The sequence below is a fragment of the Acidisoma sp. 7E03 genome (genome assembly GCF_054665075.1).
Map to the genome: position 1 here is coordinate 1 of NZ_BAAFHE010000047.1, position 1734 is coordinate 1734.

1 protein-coding gene is annotated in these 1734 nt (G+C 59.0%); it reads right to left on the reverse strand.

Annotation, left to right across the window (positions count from 1 at the left end; all coding sequences use genetic code 11):
- Positions 1-33: 33 nt before the first annotated feature.
- Positions 34-1638, reverse strand: a complete 1605-nt coding sequence (locus ACYQ6W_RS22580; protein ID WP_459678538.1) for an ISL3 family transposase — start codon at positions 1636-1638, stop codon at positions 34-36.
- Between the last annotated feature and the right edge of the window lie 96 nt (positions 1639-1734).

Genomic DNA, 1734 nt, shown 5'->3' on the forward strand with positions numbered 1-1734 from the left:
GGCTCTTCCGCATAAAGCGTGCAAATCGACTGGCTAGTGCGAGTGAAGGATCCGGGCGCGGAGGAGTTGGAATCCAGCTCGTCCATACATGGTGCGCTTAATCATCTTAAGCCTGCTGATCTGCCCCTCAACCGGGCAGGTGGTCCAAGGTGTCGCGAGCGCGTTCTTGATTGCGCTGAGATCGCGCCGGAGGCTTGTGGCGAATTTTGTAAGCGATGTTCCCACGCCAATATCGAGCAGACCGTCGATGCTTGCCTTGGACTTTTTGCGCAGAAGCAGGTCCATAGACTTGACCCACTGAGAAGCCGCCGCAAGAGAGGGTTCCGCAGTGAGGAGCCGGGCGACGAACTCACGCTCCGTGATGGATTGACGCGTGGGAGACGTCAGAAGCAGGCGCGCCAGCTTGCGTCCCAGCGGCATAGATGCCCGAGATGCATCGGCATATTCTTGTGCCATGGCACGAGGCTTTTCGAACCATTGATAGACAACGCTGCGCTTTCCATCAAAGCCAAGGGCCACCAACTCACGCCAAAGCTGAGAGACATTGCGGCATCCCTCGGCCGTTCGTCTTTCAAGATATTCAGCGTAGCTATCGACGATGCTGGATCTCTGCGCGTGCGTCCAGTTCGGGGCATGTCCTCTCTGCAGCCAACGCCGAACCGTCTTTCGCCCCATTCCAAGGCGATGGCCGATCTCCTGATGTGAAACGCTGTGAGCCTTGAGGGCTTTAACCTCCTCAAAGATCTCGTCCCTGCGGATCGTGGCGGCTTGTGGTGCCGGCTGAGAGAGGGTTCGCGGTCGACCCACTCGCCTGGTACCAGGCCGCAAGATGTCATCAGGTCGAGGACGCGTGTAAAGTTCCGCCGCAATTCGCTTAGCAGCGGCACTATGGCGATCAATCAGGGCGAGAAATGCATCTGAAAGATTGCGCAGAATATGCCATCGATCTGACACCTGGAGTGCGCTTGGGGCGCCGTGGCGTATACCATCGGCATAAGCACCAGCCCGATCCCGGGCAACGATCTCGACCCCCGGATTGGCGCGAAGCCAGCATGCCAGTGTCTCTGATTGCCGATCAGGCAGGAGATCGACCACTTTGTTTAACTCGAGATCGACGAGGATGGTGCCGTAACGGCGTCCACGGCGCCAAGCCCAGTCATCGACCCCCAGCACGCGTGGGGGGCGATGTTCGCATGTGGTTGCGCCAAGGCTGAGAATTCTTCGGCCCAGTGTGTCCGCGCTGACCGGGCAGCAAATGCGTTCTGCCATCCGCGCACCTGCGGAGCCGCCGAGAGCAAAAGCGATATATCGCTGAAGGTCGATAAGCCGGCTTGTATGCCTGCCCCGTCGGGTCGCCGCCCCTTCGAGAGGCTCCGCAAATGTTTGACGCGCGCACGCGCGGTGCGAACATCGAAAGCGTCGTACCGAAACAACCAAGACGGCCGGACGGCCCTGCCAAGGCAGATCAGAGAGACGGCGCCGATAATGGCTATGAACGTGGTGCGACGGATTGCCGCAGTCCGGGCAAAGCGCGGATCCTGCGCGGGGTTTAACCTCAATCACGATGCCGTCCGGACAGGCCGTCACTCGGCACAGCGCTAAGCCTTGAGGGATTTGGAGAGGGGAAGATAGAGACACAGCTTCGAGATCCAAAAACAGTGCGAATCCCTATGCTGTGCCAAATTGAACAGCTCAGTACAACCTCTGCCTGCACGCTTTATGCGGAAGAACCCA